Raw genomic sequence first — 20031 nt, forward strand, 5'->3', positions numbered from 1 at the left:
CTGAGGACGGAAGACCGAGGACAGAACATTGATGAGCCGGTTTTCCATGTTCTAGAGGAAGATTCCTCCATTATCAGCAGATTTTTCGTCTAACCCCCGCTGCCTTTTCAACATCTAGCAGCTTCTGTCGTCCGTCCTCTGACACTATCGTAAAACAAAATACGCATAAAGCATGGGTCCGAATAATACGATGGCTACATGTGGAAGAAAAATATGAGGCCAGGTTAAAATCCAGAGAAGTCGTTTCCATCCACCTGCCCGCCAAGAATTGGACCAGGAGGTAGAAATTTGAAAGGGGGTAAGACTCTCGTTTTCTCCAGAAAAATACGCCTCGATCGTTCGGATTCGAAGATAATAAGCGTATTGAAACGACTTCCAAAGTCCTTCTATGATCCAAAATAGAAATGCGCTTCCCGCTGAAAGAAGCAGAAGCGAATATGCGGATTCTAGAATAGCCGTCCCGATTCCGGCCATACTTAGAGTAACGCTCCAAGCCTTGATCGTAAGCCCTCTAGAATCGAACGCTTCCACAGTTTTATGCAAATGGAAGTATTCCTGAGAAATCAGTCCGCCTTCGCTTGTATCGACTTTCGCCCGTTTGCTAGTCATTCTCTAGAAAGAGCCGGTTCGGATTCATTTTTGCAAGGGAATAAAATCCCGCAATTTCGGAAATCTAAGATAGAGTCCGCCCCATAGCAAGATACCTACATAAACAGGAAATAATATATGACTTGCCCAGGGATTTGAGACGCGAACGTGGGAGGCAACCGCACCCCCTAGATAGCCCGTCAAGAGAATCGCACCTAGAATCGCGGTTCGAGGAATTGCATATAACAGAGTGCAGACCAATAAAGTCGTTCCGATGCCGGGCATTAAGCTCATTGGGTAATCCAGTTTAGCCGCTGCCTCCATAGCATCCTTGGGCATATTTTGAAGGAAAAATTTTAAAATACCGTCGAACGAAAGAAAGGCGATCGATAGCCCGCTCAGTATTCGACCCGTCCATAGGTGTCCTTTCGAAACAGTTTCCATAATGCAATGCTCCTCCGATTCTAAAAAACGGATTATCGTCGATCTATCGATAAAAAATTCAAGCAATTTTTGAGGAGAGAATTCGAATGAATCGATACTCGTTCTTGGTTTTAATATTCCATAAAGAAATTTAACTATTTCTGATGCGTTTTTCACCTTCTCAAGCGAACCGACTGACGCTTCACCGAGTGAGGAAAGATGAGGCGCAGATTGATAATTACGATCGGGATTCGGAAGCGAGGGTTTCCTCGTAAGTCGCGGGAGGATTAGGCGTTAGGCATTAGATGTAAACGGAAGACGAATGCAATAGTGGGCACATGACTATATTCGGAAGGCTTTACTATTATACAGAAGATTGAGGACTGAAGCTGCTCGAGGCTGGAAACCCCTGGGGTAGAGGAAGAATCTACGATAACGCAGGAATCTTTCTCCAGAACCTGGAAACTCCGCTCACCAATGTTCTGTCCTCTATCATCCGTCTTCAGTCCTCTGAAAGACTAAAGCCCTACACGCTCCTGTGCGGGGAGTGAGCGGCGTAATGAAATGATCGGGAGCAGAAAATAGTAAGATTTCATGAAAATACTTTATGAGAGAAAAGGGTTTTCCCACAGACCATACTAGGAAGTATTTTTAAAAAAAGTTAATGAATCAGATTTCGTCCGTTTTTTTGTCGGCAATTTCCGGATTTTCCGCAGTTTCTCCAGGGTTTTCGGCATTTTCTTCCCCTGCATTAGCGGCCTTATTCAACTTTTTCTGGCGTTTTTCATCCTGTTTCTTCTTCTTTGCTATATCTTTCTGACGTTTTTCAAACAGATAGTTATTCTTTGCCAATTTATGATCCTTATTTACAGAATTTCAAAGATCCAGTTCCGGAAAACAGTTTAATTCTTAGAAATGGAAATAATAAGTCAAAGAATTGGGCTTAATTCCCTCGAGTTAACGGTTTTGGGACTTCGGTGCAGCATCGTCGAAACATTTCCGCTAGTAACGGCAATCAGTCTCAGCCCGTCGTTTACGGGCCGAAACGTGTCTAACTCTAAGAATGGTTCGGCCGCTTCGAAGGAAAATGTGCGAGATTAGTCGGACGGTCTCTTCTTTTTCGGTTGCCGTTGTGCCGGATCATAAAAGAAAATTTCCTCGGCAATACGTTCCCCTTCCCAGCGTTGGTACGCGAGTTCCTCCATGTGCGTCATCGTTTGGTCTTTCCATTCAAAATCAAAAATCCAACGAATTACAACCTTATCCTCGTTCAAAAAAACAGGACGGACGCATTTGGAGGATATCGATTCCGCTCTCGCTAAAACAATACGCTCATTCGCCACATGCCGGTCTCTTCCCACGCGGGGTTTGGATTGGTTTTCCTGCATAGAGGAATTTTCGGTATAAAATTCCTCTATCGCTTGGTCGTGACGATTTTGTTCGACAAGTGCAATAAAACGCTCTAAAGTTTCCAGGGTAGGCATTTCTCAAAATCTCCTTCCGCGATCGGATATTTCGAATTTCCAAAACATCCGAATCGATAGGGCACTGATACAAAGATTAGGATAATTTCTTTCCGGAACTTAAAATTTGCAATCGGATTCTTCCTTTTTCCTCCGTTTTACGAACCAGCGTCGAACCTAGGCCGGAGCAGGAAATATTAATTTATAAAAAGATTAATTACTTTGATTACCAAACGATAAAATTCATAGGCATCAAAATCATAATTAATATCTTTACGGTATATTCGTGTTCAGCGGATAATAAAAATGGATTACATTTTCCGCCGTGGCCCCCGTCGACCGGTAAAAATCGATCGCGTGCGTATCTGCCAAATCCGCCTGCACGAAAACTTCTTCCATCCCGATTTCTTTGCAGTATTCCGTGGTTTTCGCAATTAGTGATTTTCCGATTCCTTGTCGCTGAAATTCCGTTAAGACTGCGAGATCGTAGATATAAACCAACGGTAATCGTGAATAGTATTGATGCAACGTATAAGTAGTCAGTCCACCGACTACTTTTTCCTCAAACAAAGCCACGAAAACGAAGAACGCCTCGTTTTTCAATAAATGTCGAAGATAGGTTTCATCGGGCAATTTGAAATTTTTCATTTCAAAAACGGTTTCGAAAACTCGGATAAGGTCGATGAATTTATCTATATCCTGATACGATAATTTTTGTATTTTAATTTCTTTCATGGGGTTCGTATTGATCGCCGAAACTATTTCCGCACCGATCCTTTGTTCTGGATTTGACGAAAACTAGGGGAAGGTTCTCAGTCCACCTCAAATATCCTTATGTAGCGTCATTTTGATAGCGTCTTCCATACCTAAGTACTGGTATTATGACGCGAATCCGAGATCGGGGCAGATTTCGTTTAACGATGTCAATAAACGAACTTGATTTTCCTACGTTACATAAAGCGCGGAACATAACCCTACTTTGCGCTTAATTTCCTTATCTAATTTTTCCTCGCAACGAATCGCCCGCCAAGGTAACCCATAGGAATATAAGCAACCGCTAAATCCAAAACGGTAAACCAAAGCGGAGAAGGAAGCATCCAGGTATTTGCAATTCCGCCAATTAAGAAAAAAACGGCAATGCCCAACGCAAAATTGATTTTATGGCTCGCGGAAATGGCGGCGGCTATAGCTGCTCCTACGAATGTCCCGATTGCATGAGCGAAAAAAGGCAAAATAAAATGTTTCGGTTGGAATAAGTGCAAGGAAGCCTTTAGTCCTTCCATCGTATTCACATCTGCGCCTTCCGGCGGAGAGATAATATAACCGCTGATTGTGATAATTCCCATATTTACGGCACTTCCGAAAAGGATGCCCGCAACGATTGATGAAATATTTCTAATGATCGGATTCATATTCAACCGTCCCGATTTTTAGTTAAAATGCAAAACTCATGATTCAAAAATTTCAACGAATATAGTAAATTAAAAAATATCGCTTAACAAACATATCGTCCCATTCAGCGTAATAATAGAACCGAAGAATCTCTAACTCCGCTAAAAACAAGCAAAGAAGCCGGATTCGACCAATTCCCGAGCGTCCGTCCCTCGGAAATTCTAATCGAAATAACGGTTCGGATAATCACCGAAGTCCCGGAGTTTTAAAGATTTGCTGTCAACCGGGCACTAAAGATGGAATGAAGGCAATTTAGTCAATTCTAAAAAAGAATATATTCGAGAATCAAAAATCATCCACTCATATATTGGAAATTTTTTGTCGACGGAGTTTCGTTTTCAATTCCCATCATGACGTTTTTTTATTGCTAGGATGTCGATATTGCTATTATAAGTAGAAAAACTTGATGAAGAAAATACCTAACATAGGAAGAATATTTCTGCGGCCAAACGGTGATCTTCGCTTAAAAGCGGTTATAAGCGAGTATGGTACTTTAGAAAAAGGATAAACAATATGAATAAGTTAAATCAAATTATGCTCTATGTGAATGATCAGAATGCGATCGCCGCGTTTTGGGTGAATAACTTTGGATTTAGTATCGAAGGAAGAGAAGACTACGGGGAATCTTTTGCCATCATTTTATCCGATGGCCGCCAAAACTCTACGAAGCTAGTTTTGCAGAACAAAGAGTTCGTTGCCTCCGCAAATCCGGATATGAATCTTGGCACGCCCTCCATTCTATTAACTACAAGCGACATTGAAGGATTATATCAAAAATTAAAAGAAAGAAAGATTACGGTCGGAGATAAAGTGAATTTTCCGAATGGAAAAAAAGTCTTTAATTTTGCCGATTCAGAGGGGAATTATTTTGCAATCGTTGAAGAATGATTTGAAAGTAGAATTCTTGGAACAACGATTTTACGGAATCTTTCTTCGCTTCCCTAATAGAATATCCTCTATAGCATCAAAAAGGCTGACCCGGCATTCTTTGATCCTATAGAAGTATTTTATAATAGACAAAGGCTTCACTCCTTTTTAGGGTTTGCAAGTGCTAAGGAATTTGCACGGATCACTTAAAAAGTTCCTTCTACAAGATAACTAGGCTTCCAATCGCTTTAACCCAGCAACGGCCGATACGGAAAAGAATTGCATACGGGTCGTTATCATCAATGTTTTCTTTTGTTCTTCCGTTCCAGGAATCGTCCAAAAAGCCAGCCGGCAATGATAACGACAATACCGGCAAATGAAACCAGGCCAAATATGTTGTAAAAAGCCCCGTACTAAAATCTACGCACAATTCCAGGGGATGAATCTGATGATAGAGCAGTTTTTCATTCAATTCCATGAACGAAATGTTTAACCGGTAAAACGAATGATGTCCACAAAAGATTTGAGAGGGATCAACTTAACGAACGGGAATAAGCGCATTTATACGAAGGCGATACACCAAAATTACGGTAAGTAGCTGGAATATATCGAAGATTGCAGAATACAGAACGAGAAGAGCGGCTTGCCGGTCAATTCCGGCATAACCACTCTGGTGGATATTCAAAAGCCTTTATTTTAGCGTAAATACGTTCTCGAGTGCAACAGGAACTAATCGTGTTCTAGCAACCAGATATTCTCCGTCGCCGCACATTTGCCCTTTAATCCGCCGACTACGTTTTCGCTTCCGATGAAACTTAAACGATAAGAATCTCCGTAATGTCGATTTACTTCCTCTTTGCTAATCGAAAAAGGAGGACCTTCCGATAAACTTTGATCATATTCGTAGCAAATCAGCAATTGCGGCGCCTTATCGGTAATCTCAATTAAGTGAGCTGCGTATCGATTTCGCATTTCTTCGGGCAATGCCACTAATGCAGCCCTGTCATAAATTGCGTCGACTGGACCGAGGAGCATTTTAGATAAATGAAATATATCCCCGACAAAGATATCGATATTATTTGCGCTATAGCGATCAAGTTTACCGGCACCCGTTATTTTCGGTTCGACGCCAAGTTCCTGAAATAATTGTTCGACGGCCACTTTACTCAATTCGGCTCCGGCAACTCTATACCCGTTTGAAACTAGCCACGAAATATCGAGAGTTTTGCCGCATAAGGGCAAAAAAACGCGACTACCTTTCGCTAAAGATAGGCTTTCGAAATACTTGATCAGCAGCGGGTTGGCCTCTCTTCCGTGGAAGGCGATATCATTCTTTACCCATTTTTGATGCCAAAAGCTTGGATCCATAATAAGTTCTATAGTAATTTATCCGTGAATATCCTGTCATTCGCAAAATAGAAATTAGCAATGAGTTTCTTCAGGTCTTGTCGAGCCATGAACACACAAGAATGGCTGTCCAAAACATATAGGGCGCATAACGAACAGGGGTAATCGACGCCCCAGCGAAAGCGGAATATGATCAAGCGCGAACGAATGCAGGCCGCGTAGAAAGGCGAAAGGCGCCGTTAATTCGTTACCTTAAGTAGAAATATTTTTTCTTAAAGAGAAAGTAATTCTAGAAAAAAAATTTGACTATATTTTAATATGCCTTGTATTCGCTTATTCATTGAGTTATGAGAACATTAATACAGGAAGGGTGATTTATGAGAAGAATTGGATTATTATTATTGATGGGAATTTTGACGCATACCATTAATGCCAAAGATCAGAAGGCACAGGCGGAAGAAGCTCAAACCCTTTTGAACGGAAATTGGGTATTGGATTACGGTTGCAATCAAGATCCTAACCCCACCGGAACGGCATGGTTAGTTATACATAATAATACTGTAATTTCGTGTAACCAACAATCCGTCACCAATAAAGGAACGATAGTAAACACGAAAAATAAAGGGATATATCGATTCGATTGGACAAAAGGGCCTTCTTCCACGGCAGAGTATCCGGTCACTCGATGGAATCTTTTAGGTCTAACCACTCAAGGAAGTACTAGTTGTTATTCGAGAGTTAGGAGCGCCGAACACAATCCCCCGAAATTTTGCAGTAAATAGTCGTATGCAAAAATCGGCAAAACGCCTTTAGGCGATCGATCGGGAGGACAATTAGTAATTTGCTTCGCCTAGTCTTCACTACAATCCTGAATATTTAGTTTTTAGTAATATAGAATGGCGCGATAATATATAAGCTCCGAACAGTCGAAAATAGACCCGATTTGCAGTATCAAAATTCCGTCAATTCGGCTAATCACTATTATGCGAAATTAGTATTTCGCTTCGACGCACCTTTCCCGATTTCGCTCTTACGTGGCCGCGATCAGCAGTTCTTCCCCATTTTTGGGCGGTCGAAGATCGTCGGGCCTGTTTGCAAAGTAGAGTTGCGTCAACTGAGTAGCCGAGACATGCTGAACCTTGTTGAACCCGGACTCACGGGCCAAACTTAATATTTCCGTCGGCGTAAAAAGGCTGATAAACGGAGTCCCGCTCGCTTGCGCTCCTCTTGCAGCTGCCTCTAAGCCCGGACGAACATCCGGATCCGCCAGCTCGAAAGGAAGTAGAAAGGTCATTACGAACGTGGATTGGGGTGCAAGCCTCGCAACCTGACTTAGCATGGCTACGATCGCCTCCTTAGTAAGATACATACTCACTCCGATCGAAGTCACAATTGCCGGTCGGTTCGCGTCGAAACCGGCCGATGACAACCCTTCCCACCAGGACCCGCCCGATTCAAAATCCACCGGTACTAGACAAAGCCATTCCGGGATACCATATCCAAGGTCGATCAACCGCTGGCGCTTCCATGCTTGATGACGTGGTTGGTCCACTTCAAATATCCGCAAACGAGAGGCAATATCCTTCCTGCGCTGCGCGAAGGTATCTAAACCGGCTCCTAAAATAACGTATTGGCCGATACCCTTGCCCGACTTCTCGACGACCAAGTCCTCAATAAAGCGAGCACGCGCCAGTATGGATGCTCGGAAGGGTTTTGTGAAATTTGGATCCATATCCGGACGACTACGCCAATCTTCCTCCGGGGCAGCAAGCCTCAGGCCGATCTCATCTTCAAGTATGTGCGGCGGAGAATCCACCTGCATGTGCAGAGCGCGCCAAAGGGCCACCCGAACTGCCGTACTATCCGCAACTGGATTCAATTTATTATCATTCATGATGTTCTTTCTCCAGACCCGATTCGTTAGTTTTAAGCCGTTGAAAATTTTCGATAGTTTTTAATTCGCTTAAACTCGGATTTTTAATCTCTATATCGTAATGGACTCCGTCAATAGTCGAAATTCCGGAGAGCACCGTAAAACCGGAACCCCACGACGCGTATGCAGTTTATTGGCTTCTTAAAATAAAAATCAGCCCTGGGGTTATCGCATACTTTGCCAGAGCGTATTTATCAAGCGACTTCTAACAGTTGTTGCTCTTCTATTATTGCAAACAATCCAGCCGAAATTGAAGGAGAGATTTAAACCTAAGCTCGCAAAAATTCATTTTTCTTATTCATCGATCCGCTCTTAGATTTAGTTGCACGTATAATTTAAACCCTAAGCGAGCCCCGGAATCCTCTGGCGGCATAGTAAGATTCCGCCCCATTATGATAGACAAATACAGTATCATAACGGCGATCGCAGAAAAGGGCTCCGCCTAATTTCCTAATATCGGGGGGTGTTTTTACCCAGCTCGACGTTTTCGTATCGAAATCTCCAAGTTTCTGCAGCTCGCGATATTCCGTCTCCGATAAAAGTTCGATACCCATAACGGCAGCCATATCGATAGCGTTATTTTTCGGCTTATGCTCTTTCCTTGACTCCAACGCTTCGCGATCGTAGCAAACGCTTCTGCGACCTTTAGGGCTTTCCTCAGAACAATCGTAAAAAATGTATTCGTTCGTCTTTTTATCATAACCGACAACGTCCGGTTCACCTCCAGTTATTTCCATTTCGTTGAGTGACCAGAGTTTTTCAGCATTGCCTTCCAATTTCGCTTTGATTTTAGCCCATTCCAAACCTTTATGCCACTTCCTGTTTTTCTCAAAACGTGCTTTCAATGCTTCGAGAAGTTCTTCCCGTTTTTCTTGCGACAATTTCTTTTTATTGTTCTCGGTAACCTTCATAACTTCCTACACTTTGGCTACTTAACCTAAAACGACTTTTTTATCCGCGGGCCTAAAATACCAAGATATTACCGTCAGGGATAGAAGTAGTAATGAGGGAAATATTTCATTTACGGTACCCGAAGCGATATGCGAAACTGCAGCTCCCGACATGGCAAAGAAAAAGCCCGCATAAGCCCATTCTTTTAGCAAAGGGAATTTAGGAAGAAGCAATGCCACAACTCCTAAAATTTTCCAAACACCTAGTATCGTTAGAAAATAATCGGGATAACCTAAATTTGCGGTGAAGTCCCCTTCCGTTTTCACTTTGAATACCTGCACTATTCCGGTTGATGACATTCCTAATGCAAGCCAGATGGTAGAAACCCAATAGATGATTTTATTTTTCTTAGCCATAATGGAATCTTTTAATTTGCTTCCCATTTCTTGCAATCGGTTTTGCAAGCTGACGGATAATGCCCATCGTTATCCCAAATTGTAATCCGACGACCTTCGGATTCTAAGAAGTAAAGGCTCGCAACGCATAACCAGAGGACAGATGACTGAGGACGGAAGACAGTAGCTGCTAGAGGCTAGGAATACAACTGAAGTAGTGGAAGAATCTACTGTAACACAAGGATCTTTCTGTAGAACATGGAAACTCCGCTTATCAATGTTCTGTCCTCAGTCCTCTGTCTTCTGTCCTCTGATACCACTCCGCAACGAATGAACATCCGACCCCATACCGGTAATCGACGAAAAGCGGAGATTGGAAAACTGGCTCAGCGAAAATCTAAAAGCAGCCGACGCGGTTTTAACCCTCCCTGGCGAACTTACTTGCAGGTGGCGCCTAACAATCCGAGCCACAGATCCGATTTCAAATGATGGAAAAACAAAAGGTATCTGCTTTTGCGGAACTAGGTTATTTGCAAAATTATCTCTTTTCTCGCAAAGTCACTTCGCTAGAATTGGAATCTACCGAAGATGCCTATCAACGTTTTTTCTTCCGACGACCTGACTCTCTTAGCGGAAAATCTCCTCTCTTCCGTTTCCTCCGATATCCGGGAAGAAGACGGATTGTATAGTCCGATTATAGTGATTCCGAATCAAAGCATGGAGACGTGGCTATACTTGGAATTTGTAAGGCGAGCCGGAGTCGCTTTTAATATCCGTTTTCTCTTTCTAGAAAAAGCAATCGAAGAGTTTTTATTAAAAAAATATTCTCCGGATATAAAACCAGGTTCGCGGCCCTTTCTTCAACCGGAATCTAGACGTTTTCTAATTTACGAATACATTCAAAAAACGCCCGGCTTTCTTTCGGATTATCCGATTTTGAGCGCATATCTTTTGCCATCCGGAAGAAAGAAGATAGATCCGGTTCGACTATTCGAATTATCCGGAAGACTCGCAAAATATTTTAAAGATTACGAACTGCAAAGACAAGATTGGATTCGAAATTGGATCGGCGATCGATACGAAATGCTTCGTATCGGAACCGAAGACATCGAAGAATGGAGTGCGACAAAATCGCCGGTTTTCTTTTTACAGAAGGAGTTATACGCGGCGACTACGGAAAGTGTAAACTCCGAAACGCTTATCCAATTTGCTATGCGAACTCTGGCTTCCGGGAAAACGGCGAATGCTAAGAAAGCAAAGCCCGGAAAAATATATTTATTCGGGCTTTCGCAATTGTCCTCTACCTATATAGCGTTGTTTAACGGACTTTTACCGGAGCTTTCCGTAGAAGTATTTCAATTCGGTCTACCTCACGACGCATTCACAACCGAGGCATCGCAGCTAACCAATTGTCGCAGCTGGGCGACTCCGTTCCGCACGCTCCATCAAAGCTGGCTATCTTCGGGAGCTCAAATGCATAAGATTCAAGATCGTGAGAAAAAACGAGATTCCGTTCTTGAAGCTTTTCAGAGATATCTTTCGAGCGGAAAACAAGCCTTGTCCGACCGACGACTGCCTGCCGACGCGAGCCTAACGATAGCCGAGGCTCCGGGAAAATTAAGAGAAGTGGAATCGGTTTTTCACGTGATTCTCTCTAAATTAGATGATGATCCGACACTTCGCTTAACCGATATCGGTATTTTCTGCGTAGACCTTCCCGATTACCGGCCTGCAATCGAAAGTGTTTTTGATGGAGGAATCCTTGCGAAGCTAAAGAGCCAAAGCGGAACGGAAGAATTTTCTCCAAAGACTCTTCCCTACACGATAAGAGACGTGCGTGCCGGAGAGACAAGCTCCTTTTTGCGAGGATTGCTATGTATTTTTCCGTTACTCGCAGGCAAAAAATCTAGACAGGAATTCTTCGACCTATTTCGAAATTCTTGCTTCCAGGCAAAATGGGGTATCGACCCGGAGGTGCTTCAGGAATGGAACACATATGCAAAAAACCTAAACCTTTACATAGACGACTCGCTGGAAGGAGATCCGCAATCATTTTCTTTTAGGAACGGATTCATTCGATTGGCTATGTCCGAAATCTTACCCGAATCTGCGGAGGCGGATACCGGCATCTCGCCGTACCCTTCTCGAAATAAAATTTCCGTCGAGAACTGGATCGGCATTTGGAAAAAAGTGGAGTTTATCCTGAATTCCTTTTCCGATCTTTTATCGGATCAAAGCCTCTCATCCGATGAATTATTGGATTCATTCCTACGATTCGCGCAGGCAATGCTCATCCCTTCCGAAGAGGAACCGGAAGAAACTACGATAGCGCTGGAATTATTTTCCAGACTGGAATCCTTAAAAGGAATTTCGTGGGACTCCGGCGATGCCAAGGATAGAATTAGATTTTTTGAAACTTTTGTTCGCGAGTCCTGCGACGGGATTCCGGTCAGAAAAGGAAAATATCTTACCGGTGGAATAACCGTCTCGGCTTTGCAGCCTATGCGCCCGATTCCCTTTCGTCACATATTTATTCTGGGACTGGGAGAAGGGGCGTTTCCGGGAATCGATGATCGCTCGGCCTTCAACCTTAGACATCTTTCTCCGCGCCCGGGCGATATTACGAATAGACAAACGAACGAATCCTTGTTATACGAAACGATTTTATCCGCGAAAGAAAGCCTGAATTTTTCCTTCGTTTCGCAGGATACGGGTAAGGACGAGGAGTTGGCGCCCTCCCCTTCCTTATTACAAATCGAGCAAGCGTTAAAAGAATTCATTCTGAATCAGGAAGAGAGTGTCAGGGTTCCATTACCGCTAAACAAACACAGTAGGCAATACTTCGAAGCCAGGACTATTCCCGGCGAAAAGGATTTTCGTTCCAATTTCTTTAAAACGTACGATGCGGCCGCCGTCACAGCTTACGGACTAGAAGAAGGAAAAAAGAAATATATTAAAAAAATATTGAATTTCGGAACGGCCTCGAAACCCGCGCAGTCGCTGCGGATCGCAAAGGAACTGACGATCGATTTGAGTGAACTCGTACAATTTTGGAAATCTCCTCTCTTTTATTTTCTCAGGAAAAATTTCGGATTGTACGCCCAAGATTTCGAAGAAGAAGAATCCGCACCCCGGAGAGAACCGTTTCGAATTTCGGAAAGTTTTTCCTTAGTCTCGGAAACTTGGAAACTTTTCGGAAATAATTTTTCCGGGAAAAAAATATCCGCCGATTCCCTCTCCATATTCTTACAAGGATACGAGAAAACGATTCGGAATTTCGGTAAACGAGGCTTGCTTCCGCGAGGAACGTACCGCGACGTAGAAGAAATACTCAACGCGGAAAAGTTAGAACGGGCTTGGGGAAAAATCGAACCACTGATAAATGAAAGTTATTTTTACGACGCACTTTCTTTCGGCGAGACTTCAAAACAAGGAACTATCCTCTCTTTGCCGAGCCCATTCTTAGATATCTCCGAAGGAATTCGAGTGTATTTTAGCGGACTGAAGGAATCGGTATTCGTTTCGAACGAAAACATAGTCTTAATCTATCCTAACTCGAAAAAAAACCTAAAAAACGGAATCGACCCCCTGATAATTCAATCGCTCTTAGACCTTATACCCACCGAAGCGAAAAAGCAAAAGACAGTGCAGGTCTTATTCGGATACGTCTCGAAAGAAGGGTTACCAGAGGAATATCGATTACAATCGGAAAGTCCGGAAAGAAAAAATTTCCTAAAGAACCTTGTAGAAGAATATCTCCGTCCTTGCACTGCATTACTTTCTCCGCAATTTTGGGAAGATTTTCCGCTTCGAAAAGAAATCTCTCGATGTGCAAATGGAGAGGACCGAGAAAAACTTTCACAAGAGTATTCGCTTTGGATCCGGGAATCTCTAGAATACGACTTATCCGAATATTTAAATCCTACGCTTAGACTTTTGCCGTCTCCTAAAGATCATATTCCGGTAAATGCCTTGGATTTATCCGAGAAATTGTACGAACCGGTTTTACGGAGTTTATCATGAAGCCGATTTCAATCGATTTTCCTCCTTCTTTCGCGGATGGAATCGATTCCCAAAAAAACGGTTTTATCGGGGCTTCCGCCGGAACAGGGAAAACCCATACAATCGTATACTTGGTTTTGAAATTGTTAAGAGAATCGTTTCTTGCCTGGGATGCCGATGCCGGAACGTCTCCTCCGCCTGGAATCGATTCGATTTTAGTTCTGACATATACCGATAAGGCAGCTTCGGAATTAAGATCCAGAATTCGGGCCGGAATTAAGGAAAGAATTCGGAGCTTGGAGGAAGCGGCTCGGACTAATCCGATTTTAGAACCGGAACGTCAGTTTTTCTTGGCGCAAGCCGAGCGACTCGATCAAGCGTACATTTCCACTATCCACGGATTTTGCAGTAAGATTCTTAAGGAATATTCGTTAGAAACCGGTTATCCCGCAAATGCCAAGCTTGTTTCGGAATCCGAGCCTTTGAATAGGATACTGTATTCCAGGATGCATTCCGAATTTGCGGGCGAGATACCGAAAGAAAGTATAGCTTTAACTCTATTAAAATTACGTAATTTTTTTGATAACGGATTCACCGGAAATACTTGGGAAGATTTTATATCGGAACTTGCCGGGAAAAAGGAAATTTCTCCCTCGAATGTTAGGCTGATACCCCGCCCGAATCCTTTGCCCGGAAAAAACGAGATCCATCTATCCATCCAGACGCTATCTAACGAGTATTCCGCCATCCTGCCGTTACAAGAATTGCTACTGAAATACGTGCATGCAAGCACCAAAAAAGCCTTTTTAGATCGAGAACTCGCCTTCAAAAAAATCCTAGCTCAGGCCTTATCCGCGATAGAGCCGTTCGATCCATTCAAGGTAACGAAAGCGATCTTAGAGATCGGGCGTCTAAAAAGAAAAGAATCCGGGGTCTCAAGCGTTCTTTTCTCGGACGACGAATTAAAGAAAGGGGAATCCGATCCCGCATACGCTACTTACGTCGCACAAAGAGAAAAAGTAAAAAAAGCCCTTTCCGATTTGGAAACGATAGCTGTTTCATTCGTCGTCCAAATTTCGGAAACTATCGTGAAGCAAACTCCTTTCGAAAAAGCCGAGGAAGGCGAAATCACGTACAACGATATGATCCGGAATTTGTCCCGATCTCTAATCACTAATCAAGTATTATTAACCGAATTAAGGACCAGATTCCATTATGCGATCGTGGACGAGTTTCAAGATACGGATTCGGAACAATACGGTATTTTCCGAAATCTTTTTTTAGAAAAGAGCGGCATAACCGATTCGGAGACCCGTTTATTTCTGATCGGAGATTCCAAACAGGGAATTTACGGATTTCGCGGAGCGGATATAGGCACGTATCTATCAGCGAAAAATAATTTAGACTTGAACGGAAAATTCGCGGACCGATCCGTGGTTTACCCGGCATTGGACACGAATCGACGTTCGTTGCCGGAATTAATCTCGGCGTATAACGACCTTTTTTCCGCCCCGGAAGGAGATTGGTTTCCGTTAAGAGAGCCGGGATTTGACCCGATTCCGTACGAGAAAGTGAACGCCGCTCCCTTCGGTAGAAAAGCCGTCCTATATTCGGATAGGAGCGAACGTGGTGCCCTTAACGCATTCCAATTGCCTTCCGCTTCCAGCAAAGAAGCATTAAGAGATCCTTATGCTAAATTTATAGTTTCCGAAATTCTGCACTTAGTATCCCGTGAATCGGGAATCTTAATCCAAAAAGAACGTCCCGGTCGACCTCCGTACGCTGGAAAAGTGCGTTACGGAGATATCGCGATTTTGATCCGAAACCAAGATGATTCAAAGGAATTGGAAAACTATCTAAGAGCGGCAGGAATTCCGTATACTTATAGCAAAAAGAGGGGGCTATTTTCCTCTAACGAAGCGTATCGTTGTAGACAAATTCTTTCCTGTATAAACGAAGAAGGAAGTCCTGATTCGTTTTACAAACTTTTACTCTCGGATTTATTCGAAGTTCGACCGACGGATTTGCATCGATTCGATGAATATTCCGTCGAGTCCAAAGAAAAACGACTATTGGAATCTTGGCGTCGATATGCCAGAAAAAAAGAATACCCGAATCTTTTCCGTTCCTTATTGACCGAAAGTTTGCTGGCAAAATCTCGAGACGGGGAGAAGACTCGAGATTGGGAACGCAGGATTACGAACTTCCGACAAATCTTCTATCTTTTATCGGAACAAGCCTCCTCTCGTAATCTTTCTCTGCGAGAACTTATCGAATATCTAGATTCTTGCATTACTGATTCGTCCACGCAGGATGAAGACGATTACTTGGAAAGGGAAACCGAGGAAGATCGGGTCAAAATCCTGACGATTCATTCCAGCAAAGGTTTAGAATTTCCTTTTGTATTCCTTCTCGGCGGTTTTACGGGATGGTCCTCCTCTCAGAGAAAATATTTCGAATATCGGCAAACGATCGTCGGCGCGGATCACGAATTGCGGAGCGTAAAAATAATCGATCTGGATAAGAGAGAATTAGAGAAATTTAAAGAGTATTTAATCAACGAAGACAAAAGATTGTACTACGTGGCGGTCACGAGGGCAATGTATAAGTTTTACTTCCCGCTGTTATCTTCGCCCGCTCCGGAGCGACCCCTGGAGTTATTTCGCAGATCCTTCGAAGCGGCAATGCCGAATTTTAATCCCATGTCGAATGTCGCCAAAATTTATCCGAATGAAACGAAAACGGGTTATGAAGTTAAATTTTTCACGAGATCCCGAGAAGATGCCGATCTGCCCGAGGACACCGAATCGGAGCCCCCGGAACGCCAGGTCGATAGGGATGTGTTCCATTGGCCTAACGGTTGCGAGAAGCGAACGATCATTCTCGAGAGTTATTCCTCGTTGGATCGTTATGCGAATGTTCGGAGAGAAACTGGATTTCGGATAGAGACCGAAAATGCTAAAAGCGACGATCTCGAATTCTTACAACCCGCTCAGGACGACCTACCGTCTTCCAATCAAATGGGAAATCTTCTCCATCGACTATTAGAAACGATTGATTTTTCCTATTTCTTATACGCGAACGATCCGTTAGGATTAAGGGATTTTCCAGCTTGGAAGGAAATAAAAAATTCCCTTAGGATACAGGGGTACGGTAAGGACGAAGTTCAGCTCGAATTTTATACCGAAAGAGCCGCAACCTTTCTCTGGAATACTCTGCGAAGCCAGCTCCCCTACACTCAAAGTTTGAATTGCTTAGCGGAATTGAGCGTAGAGGAAAGAAAACACGAAGTCGATTTCTTTTTGAGGATCCCAGGTCGTCAAGGCGAGAACGCAAACGAATTATTAAACGGCACTGTGGATTTTATTTTCTTTTCCGGCGGAAAATATTGGATCGCAGATTGGAAATCCAATAAACTCGGCCAGCCTGCGAGTCCCTCCTCTTACTCGGAAAGAAATATAGAAATGAAGGTCAAGGAATCGTATTCGATTCAGTTAGCTCTTTATTCCCTAGTCCTAGACGGTTGGTTACGCGATAAATACGGGCCGAAGTACGATCCGAGTTTGTTAGGAGGTATGTATTTTATTTTTCTGCGAGGGATAAATCCGTTGCATAAAGGAAGCGGGATATTCTTTCAGCATCTGGATCCTTCCTTTATGGAGAGATCCAGAAGTCTGCTTCAAGACGCGCTCGAAACAAAGTACATTGGTTCGGAGGGGAAGGAATGATGGAGGAATCTCCGATCGTTGATCCAGAATATGTAATGTTCCTTTCCGATGAAATGTCTCGCCTGTTACCGGAAGTTAGGAAAGAAGACCTGTACGAATTGAACATCCGTTTATTGCAAGCGTTGAGAACCGGTAGTTTAGGCGTATCCGAAAATCAAATCCGGAAGAATTTCGAATCCCCTTTTTTTCGATCTCGCAACGGAATTTTATATTACAGGAAAACTTTTGAAACTTTAACCGAAGTCGAAGACTCCTTCCGAGATCTGTTATCTCGCGAAATTCCGAAGGAGCAAAAGGACGGAATTCGGAATATTATTAAAGAAATCACCGAAAATGATCCGCTGGAATTTCAAAAAAACGGAATTAAAATAACTCTTTGCGGCGAAGGAGAGCAAAAGGAAGCGTTAGAGGCCGCGCTTAAATCCTCTTTTTTCGTACTGACTGGAGGTCCTGGAACGGGAAAAACAACTGTGATTACGAGTCTTTTGCGAGCGCTGATCCGCTTAGGTTATGAAACCGAAAAAATCGGTTTAGCCGCACCGACTGGCCGGGCAGCTCAAAGACTAAAAGAATCTCTGGAAAATACTTTAAACCTGAATCGAACCAAAAACGAATTGGATCAAAAACTTCTAAATTTACCGACGGCAACGATCCATCGGCTCCTAGGTTATAATCCTAAGAGTAATTCTTATAAATTCGGAAAAGATTTTCGACTACCTTATGACGTTATCGTGGTCGATGAAGTTTCGATGGTCGATCTGGATTTGATGTCCTATTTGCTGAGAGCCCTACCGAATCGTAAACGGGAGAAATTCAGGTTCATTATTCTAGGAGATGCGGATCAATTACCGAGCGTGGAAGCGGGCGCAATATTATCGGATATAGTCGCATCGATTTCCTCTTCTTCTAATTTCTTTCGCCTAAGTAAAAGCCATCGACAGGAAGGAAATGCGTCTCCGATTTTCGACGCCGCTCAAGAGTGTATCGGCAAGAACTCGAATGTCGATTCTCTCTTAAAATCCACGTTTGCAATCAGAACGAATATTTCCCTAGACGAAATAGTAGATTCGAAATTATCCGGAAATGAAGCCGGATTTTATCGGATTCCATCGAATTTTCCCAAGAATCGAAATCAGTTTTTGGAAAAGTATGTAGAGCATTGGATTCAGCCTAGATTGACAAAACTTCCGGATCCGAACAAAGAAAGCATTCAATTAATTGAATATATTTCGAAGAATTTAAATCATTCCAGAATACTTACCGTTCTTAGGCAAGGAGATTATGGAAGCGAGGGAATCAATCGAGAGATCAATCGGATCCTAATAAGGAAAGGATATAAAAGAACTTTGACGATCGGGAACCGCACCTATTTCCCGGGACTTCCGATCATGATCACGAAGAATGATACTTCAAGGGGAATGTTCAACGGCGACACCGGGATTATTTTAGAAGCTAAAACAATTACAGGAGACTCCGAGCTACGCGCGATATTTCTGTTGGATGGAATGATTCGGGATTTTGCTTTGGATACCCTACCCTCGCACGAACCTGCGTTTGCAATTACGGTGCATAAGTCCCAAGGTTCGGAATATGATAATATATTTATTCTTTATCCTCCGGACCCTGAAAAATCGGAGAGCAAGAATTTGACTAGCGAGCTATTCAGGACGGAAATCCTTTATACCGCTTTAACTCGCGCAAAGCGAAGAGCCGTCTTACTGGCAGACGACGAATTATTAGGTTTATCCCTAAGCAAAAAGTCGGAAAGGACTACCGGGTTTCGACTTTAGGATCATCGGGCACTGGTTTTAGAGGAACTACAACAGAATTCATATTATCGAAGAAGACTTTTTGAATCCATCGTTCTAACCCAAGCCCATAAGATCAGTAGCCTCAGTTCGGCGCTTCAAGAAAAATTGATAGAAAGCATCTTCGCGGCAAGGTGCCTATCCTTTGCGAGAAATGAGAAAAGAAAAACAGAAGCCCGCCGATTTCCTTTTGAGCATATAGGTTCTCTATCAAAGAATTTTTGTTGAAATCATAAGCATAAACTCCAATGATAATATTGATTAATGTTTAGAAGACTCGCAAAGCCGAATGCAAAAATACACCTTTTGAAAAAATATCAAAACGATACTTAGGTATTTTCACTCTCTATCGAGATAAATAACGAAAGCAGGCCTACTTTCCCTTAATTGGAAGTAAGAGGAGTAATTTACGCTTAAGGATGGATCAATAGATTTGACGGAAAAAGGACGTACGATAATTTCTTCTTTTTGTGAACTATATAGTGAAACTCTTATCTTACTTTTTCCTATTTTCCTTTTTTTGGAGCTGTTCAGATGATTCAAGTAAGTTACACGAAAGTTATAAACAGGCACTAGCTCAATTCCAATCTAAACAGTTGACTGAATCCAAATTTTCCTTTGAGAAACTTTATAGAGAACATCCGGATTATTTGCTTGTTAGGCTGATGCTCGCAAAAACGTATTTCTTTTCAAATAATCTCAAAATGGCTTTGAAACTATTTGAGGAGGATTACTCTAAAAACCCAACTCGAATTGAATCGGCAATCTGGATGTATCGGACGAAATATATAGTAGGCGAAGATCCGAATTCTATTGTACTCGGCCTTGATAAAATAATTTCGGATGATCCCAATAATATCGAAGCCTGGATTTTACGCGGACGGATTTACGAAAAATTAGGTCGTCTTGATCATGCAATTGAAAGCTATCGAAACGTTGTAAAAAATGATGAACGTCTCGGATTTGCTCATTTCAGGTTATCGGAATTGCTTCGAGTAGCTTCTTCCGAACAAAGAGATGCGGAGCTAATAAAGGCGAAAGTATTAGGATTTGATCCGGAATTAGAAAAGAAGCGAACAGTTTCAGGCACTGCTGCAAACGCTAAACATGAAAAGTAGAATACCCTTCGATATA

The 20031-nt window shown here is 42.7% G+C and carries 17 protein-coding genes; 6 read left to right on the plus strand and 11 right to left on the minus strand.

The window, feature by feature from the left end:
- Positions 1 to 144 precede the first annotated feature (144 nt).
- The 6 genes from LEP1GSC047_RS14615 to LEP1GSC047_RS14645 form a co-directional block, all read right to left on the minus strand.
- Positions 145 to 609, minus strand: a complete 465-nt coding sequence (locus tag LEP1GSC047_RS14615) for a hypothetical protein (protein WP_010409604.1) — start codon at positions 607 to 609, stop codon at positions 145 to 147.
- A gap of 24 nt (positions 610 to 633) precedes the next feature.
- Positions 634 to 1032 (minus strand): DoxX family protein, encoded by a 399-nt coding sequence (locus LEP1GSC047_RS14620; protein WP_039935261.1) that lies wholly within the window; start codon positions 1030 to 1032, stop codon positions 634 to 636.
- Between the two features lie 648 nt (positions 1033 to 1680).
- On the minus strand, positions 1681 to 1863 hold the full coding sequence (locus LEP1GSC047_RS14625; protein ID WP_010409608.1) for a hypothetical protein: 183 nt from the start codon (positions 1861 to 1863) through the stop codon (positions 1681 to 1683).
- 245 nt (positions 1864 to 2108) lie between these two features.
- Complete coding sequence (locus tag LEP1GSC047_RS14635) at positions 2109 to 2495, minus strand: hypothetical protein (protein ID WP_010409614.1); 387 nt, start codon at positions 2493 to 2495, stop codon at positions 2109 to 2111.
- A gap of 252 nt (positions 2496 to 2747) precedes the next feature.
- Complete coding sequence (locus LEP1GSC047_RS14640) at positions 2748 to 3209, minus strand: GNAT family N-acetyltransferase (protein ID WP_010409616.1); 462 nt, start codon at positions 3207 to 3209, stop codon at positions 2748 to 2750.
- A 263-nt stretch (positions 3210 to 3472) separates the two neighbouring features.
- Positions 3473 to 3886: a hypothetical protein gene (locus tag LEP1GSC047_RS14645; protein ID WP_010409618.1), complete on the minus strand. Its 414-nt coding sequence runs from the start codon at positions 3884 to 3886 to the stop codon at positions 3473 to 3475.
- Between the two features lie 553 nt (positions 3887 to 4439).
- Here LEP1GSC047_RS14645 and LEP1GSC047_RS14650 point away from each other — a divergent pair.
- Entirely contained in the window at positions 4440 to 4814 is a 375-nt protein-coding gene (locus LEP1GSC047_RS14650) for a VOC family protein (protein WP_010409620.1), read from the plus strand.
- Positions 4815 to 5013: 199 nt separating this feature from the next.
- Here LEP1GSC047_RS14650 and LEP1GSC047_RS21830 read toward each other — a convergent pair whose 3' ends face one another.
- Both LEP1GSC047_RS21830 and tmpT read right to left on the minus strand, forming a co-directional pair.
- Positions 5014 to 5271, minus strand: coding sequence for a hypothetical protein (locus tag LEP1GSC047_RS21830; protein ID WP_010409624.1), 258 nt, complete (start codon positions 5269 to 5271; stop codon positions 5014 to 5016).
- A gap of 251 nt (positions 5272 to 5522) precedes the next feature.
- The gene (gene tmpT, locus LEP1GSC047_RS14660; protein WP_010409626.1) at positions 5523 to 6161 is read right to left on the minus strand and encodes a thiopurine S-methyltransferase; all 639 of its coding nucleotides are present in this window, start codon (positions 6159 to 6161) and stop codon (positions 5523 to 5525) included.
- Between the two features lie 356 nt (positions 6162 to 6517).
- Here tmpT and LEP1GSC047_RS14665 point away from each other — a divergent pair, with 356 nt between their 5' ends.
- Positions 6518 to 6922, plus strand: a complete 405-nt coding sequence (locus LEP1GSC047_RS14665) for a hypothetical protein (RefSeq protein ID WP_010409628.1) — start codon at positions 6518 to 6520, stop codon at positions 6920 to 6922.
- Positions 6923 to 7170: 248 nt separating this feature from the next.
- Here LEP1GSC047_RS14665 and LEP1GSC047_RS14670 read toward each other — a convergent pair whose 3' ends face one another.
- The 3 genes from LEP1GSC047_RS14670 to LEP1GSC047_RS14680 form a co-directional block, all read right to left on the minus strand.
- Positions 7171 to 8034, minus strand: a complete 864-nt coding sequence (locus LEP1GSC047_RS14670; protein ID WP_010409631.1) for a class I SAM-dependent methyltransferase — start codon at positions 8032 to 8034, stop codon at positions 7171 to 7173.
- A 374-nt stretch (positions 8035 to 8408) separates the two neighbouring features.
- Complete coding sequence (locus tag LEP1GSC047_RS14675) at positions 8409 to 8984, minus strand: DUF4256 domain-containing protein (protein ID WP_010409633.1); 576 nt, start codon at positions 8982 to 8984, stop codon at positions 8409 to 8411.
- A 21-nt stretch (positions 8985 to 9005) separates the two neighbouring features.
- A complete protein-coding gene (locus LEP1GSC047_RS14680) occupies positions 9006 to 9407 on the minus strand; it encodes a DoxX family protein (protein ID WP_020988874.1) in 402 nt (133 codons plus the stop codon).
- A 540-nt stretch (positions 9408 to 9947) separates the two neighbouring features.
- Between LEP1GSC047_RS14680 and LEP1GSC047_RS14685 the strand changes: the two genes are divergently transcribed.
- From LEP1GSC047_RS14685 to LEP1GSC047_RS14700, 4 genes are all read left to right on the plus strand, one after another.
- On the plus strand, positions 9948 to 13382 hold the full coding sequence (locus LEP1GSC047_RS14685; protein WP_010409639.1) for an exodeoxyribonuclease V subunit gamma: 3435 nt from the start codon (positions 9948 to 9950) through the stop codon (positions 13380 to 13382).
- Entirely contained in the window at positions 13379 to 17089 is a 3711-nt protein-coding gene (locus LEP1GSC047_RS14690) for a UvrD-helicase domain-containing protein (protein WP_010409642.1), read from the plus strand. Before LEP1GSC047_RS14685 ends, LEP1GSC047_RS14690 begins: the two co-directional genes overlap by 4 nt.
- The gene (gene recD / locus LEP1GSC047_RS14695) at positions 17086 to 18879 is read left to right on the plus strand and encodes an exodeoxyribonuclease V subunit alpha (protein WP_010409644.1); all 1794 of its coding nucleotides are present in this window, start codon (positions 17086 to 17088) and stop codon (positions 18877 to 18879) included. Before LEP1GSC047_RS14690 ends, recD begins: the two co-directional genes overlap by 4 nt.
- Before the next feature lie 488 nt (positions 18880 to 19367).
- A complete protein-coding gene (locus LEP1GSC047_RS14700; RefSeq protein ID WP_010409645.1) occupies positions 19368 to 20015 on the plus strand; it encodes a tetratricopeptide repeat protein in 648 nt (215 codons plus the stop codon).
- Positions 20016 to 20031: the final 16 nt, after the last annotated feature.

Source organism: Leptospira inadai serovar Lyme str. 10 (assembly GCF_000243675.2).
In the GTDB taxonomy this organism is placed as follows: Bacteria; Spirochaetota; Leptospiria; order Leptospirales; family Leptospiraceae; genus Leptospira_B; species Leptospira_B inadai.

Excerpts from the sequence above, each read along its gene's own strand:
- LEP1GSC047_RS14650 (WP_010409620.1), top strand. The coding sequence starts at position 4,440 with ATGAATAAGTTAAATCAAATTATGCTCTATGTGAATGATCAGAATGCG.
- LEP1GSC047_RS21830 (WP_010409624.1), bottom strand. The coding sequence starts at position 5,271 with ATGGAATTGAATGAAAAACTGCTCTATCATCAGATTCATCCCCTGGAA.
- LEP1GSC047_RS14645 (WP_010409618.1), bottom strand. The coding sequence starts at position 3,886 with ATGAATCCGATCATTAGAAATATTTCATCAATCGTTGCGGGCATCCTT.
- LEP1GSC047_RS14620 (WP_039935261.1), bottom strand. The coding sequence starts at position 1,032 with ATGGAAACTGTTTCGAAAGGACACCTATGGACGGGTCGAATACTGAGC.
- LEP1GSC047_RS14640 (WP_010409616.1), bottom strand. The coding sequence starts at position 3,209 with ATGAAAGAAATTAAAATACAAAAATTATCGTATCAGGATATAGATAAA.
- LEP1GSC047_RS14665 (WP_010409628.1), top strand. The coding sequence starts at position 6,518 with ATGAGAAGAATTGGATTATTATTATTGATGGGAATTTTGACGCATACC.
- LEP1GSC047_RS14670 (WP_010409631.1), bottom strand. The coding sequence starts at position 8,034 with ATGAATGATAATAAATTGAATCCAGTTGCGGATAGTACGGCAGTTCGG.
- LEP1GSC047_RS14615 (WP_010409604.1), bottom strand. The coding sequence starts at position 609 with ATGACTAGCAAACGGGCGAAAGTCGATACAAGCGAAGGCGGACTGATT.
- LEP1GSC047_RS14675 (WP_010409633.1), bottom strand. The coding sequence starts at position 8,984 with ATGAAGGTTACCGAGAACAATAAAAAGAAATTGTCGCAAGAAAAACGG.
- LEP1GSC047_RS14680 (WP_020988874.1), bottom strand. The coding sequence starts at position 9,407 with ATGGGAAGCAAATTAAAAGATTCCATTATGGCTAAGAAAAATAAAATC.
- tmpT (WP_010409626.1), bottom strand. The coding sequence starts at position 6,161 with ATGGATCCAAGCTTTTGGCATCAAAAATGGGTAAAGAATGATATCGCC.
- LEP1GSC047_RS14690 (WP_010409642.1), top strand. The coding sequence starts at position 13,379 with ATGAAGCCGATTTCAATCGATTTTCCTCCTTCTTTCGCGGATGGAATC.
- recD (WP_010409644.1), top strand. The coding sequence starts at position 17,086 with ATGATGGAGGAATCTCCGATCGTTGATCCAGAATATGTAATGTTCCTT.
- LEP1GSC047_RS14685 (WP_010409639.1), top strand. The coding sequence starts at position 9,948 with ATGCCTATCAACGTTTTTTCTTCCGACGACCTGACTCTCTTAGCGGAA.
- LEP1GSC047_RS14635 (WP_010409614.1), bottom strand. The coding sequence starts at position 2,495 with ATGCCTACCCTGGAAACTTTAGAGCGTTTTATTGCACTTGTCGAACAA.